The organism is Streptomyces sp. (assembly GCF_019510245.1).
GTDB lineage: Bacteria > Actinomycetota > Actinomycetes > Streptomycetales > Streptomycetaceae > Streptomyces.
This window is the reverse complement of record NZ_JAEKKT010000537.1, coordinates 1-2,097: the sequence shown is the minus strand read 5'-3', so window position 1 is coordinate 2,097 and position 2,097 is coordinate 1. Positions and strand designations below refer to the sequence as shown.

Below are 2,097 nucleotides of genomic sequence, written 5' to 3'. Positions count from 1 at the left end.
CGTGGCCTCGGGCCCGACCCCGACAGTCAACTTGCCCGGCGTGGCGCTCGCCGCGCTGGCGTCACTCGGCCTCGGGGCGGTCATCGGGCCGGAGGCCCCGCTCATCGCCCTGGGCAGCGGTCTGGCCGTGGCGGCGCTGCGCCTGACGCGGAAGTCGTTCCCGAAACAGGCGACCGCCGTCGTGGGAGCCTCCGGGAGTTTCGCCGCGATCAGCACCCTGCTCGGTTCGCCGCTGCTCGGAGCGTTCCTGCTCATGGAAATGTCCGGCTTTGGTGGAGCCATGCTCGGCGTCGTCCTGGTGCCTGGGTTGCTCGCCTCCGGCATTGGCGCGCTCATCTTCACCGGCCTGGGATCGTGGACCGGCCTGGGCACCTACTCGCTGACGCTGCCGAACGTCCCCCATGCCACCACACCGGATGCCGCCGGGTTCGGCTGGGCGCTCCTGATCGGAGTAGCGGCGGCTCTGCTCGGCGTCGGGATCCGGTGGCTCGCCCTCCATTTGCTGAAACTGGTCGAACCGCGACGGCTGATCGCTACCGTGCTTGCGGGTGTCATCGTCGGTGTGATCGCCCTGGTCTACGCGGAGTGGACCGGCCACCCGGCTTCGGGAATCCTGTACTCCGGACAGAGCGGCCTCGGTCCTCTTCTCACCGCGAACGCGCAGTATTCGGCAGGCGCGCTCACGGTGCTCGTCGCCTGCAAGGCAGTGGCCTACTGCGTGTCCATGGCAGCTTTCCGTGGTGGCCCGGTGTTCCCCGCCATGTTCGTCGGCGCAGCCGGAGGCATCGCACTCTCCCACCTGCCCGGACTCGGCGTGACCGCTGGACTCGCGATGGGCGTGGGCGCGATGTCGGCGGCGATGCTCAAGTTGCCCATGACCGCTTTGTTGCTGGCCACCCTTCTTCTGGGCCGAGAGGGGCTTACCGTCATGCCGTTGGTGATTGTGGCGGTCGTGGTCTCCTACGTCCTCACCCTCAGGTCGACCCCACCGCCGACCGCCGCACCCGCCACCGAGCAGGACACAGCCGGGCCGCCGAGTTGCGGCCCGCGATGTTGCTGCATCTCATGGATCCCATGCAGCAACAGACTTCCTCACCAGATGGTGCCGTGCCACCGATGGAGCGATCGCACTGGGTGGCCTTCGCCGGAATCCTGCTCCTGGTCAGTGCCCTCTTCAACCTGCTCAACGGATTTGTGGCGATCTTCAATCACGGCTACTACTCGACCGTCTACTCCCAGGGCAATCGGTTGCTCATCCTCAACTACACGGCCTGGGGGTGGATCTGGGTCGCCATCGGCATCGTGATGGCCCTGGCGGGCCTCGGCGTTCTCGTGGGTTCCAGAGCGGCGCGACTGACGGGTGTCTGTCTGGCAGTGTTCTGTCTCGTCGGTCAGATGATCTTCCTTCCGGTCTACCCGTTCTGGTCTCTGAGCACGATGGTCGTGTCCGTTCTGGTCATCTTCGGTCTGCTGGCCGAGCCGCGACACGTGCACGGCGTGCGCGTGTAGGGCAGAGCAGGACCGGAGGACTGCCGCCACAGGGGGGGCATGGGTCGAGGCGGTTCCGCTTGTGGTGGCACCCGTACCGGCGCGATGGCCGCTCGTGTCGGCGGCGCGCCCCGAGCTCGCGTACGTCGACGCCCTGGCACGGGCCGGTCGGACCGATCAAGCCAGGCTGGTACTGGAGAAGATGCTCACGTACGCCAACCATCTGGGCCTGTACTCCGAAGAGATCGACCTGACAGGCCGGCAGCTGGGGAATTTCCCGCAGGCTTTCACACACCTTGCGCTGATCGATGCGGCCATCACCCTGGACACGGCTCTTCAACAGGCCCGTGAGGGCGGGAGATAGCCCGAGGGCGGCCGGCTCAGTGCGAAGGTGGGGTGGAGCCGAGCAGTACGAGGCTGTCGCCTTCCTGCGTAGTGACCGGCTCGTCGCCGGTGACCTGTTCGAGTCGCCGGTCGGCCCGCACGACGAAGAGCGTGTCGTGGTCGGCGGGCACAGGGGCGGAGGCGGATTGGACGAGGAAGCGGGCTCCCGCCTCGTAACGCGCTGCCAGTGTGCGCCGGACAAGCGAACTGCCGAAGAGGATGGCG

At 67.4% G+C, this 2,097-nt stretch carries 1 protein-coding gene and 2 pseudogenes; 2 read left to right on the top strand and 1 reads right to left on the bottom strand.

The genetic code is table 11. From position 1 onward, the window contains the following. The coding region (locus JF597_RS55170) for a chloride channel protein (RefSeq protein WP_294014812.1) at positions 1–1,306 on the top strand (1,306 nt) is incomplete at its 5' end. Between the two features lie 324 nt (positions 1,307–1,630). Continuing rightward, positions 1,631–1,852, top strand: a pseudogene (locus tag JF597_RS55165) (glycoside hydrolase family 15 protein); the annotation flags it as partial. Positions 1,853–1,868: 16 nt separating this feature from the next. Here JF597_RS55165 and JF597_RS55160 read toward each other — a convergent pair. Then, positions 1,869–2,097 (bottom strand): annotated as a pseudogene (locus JF597_RS55160) (sodium:proton exchanger); the annotation flags it as partial.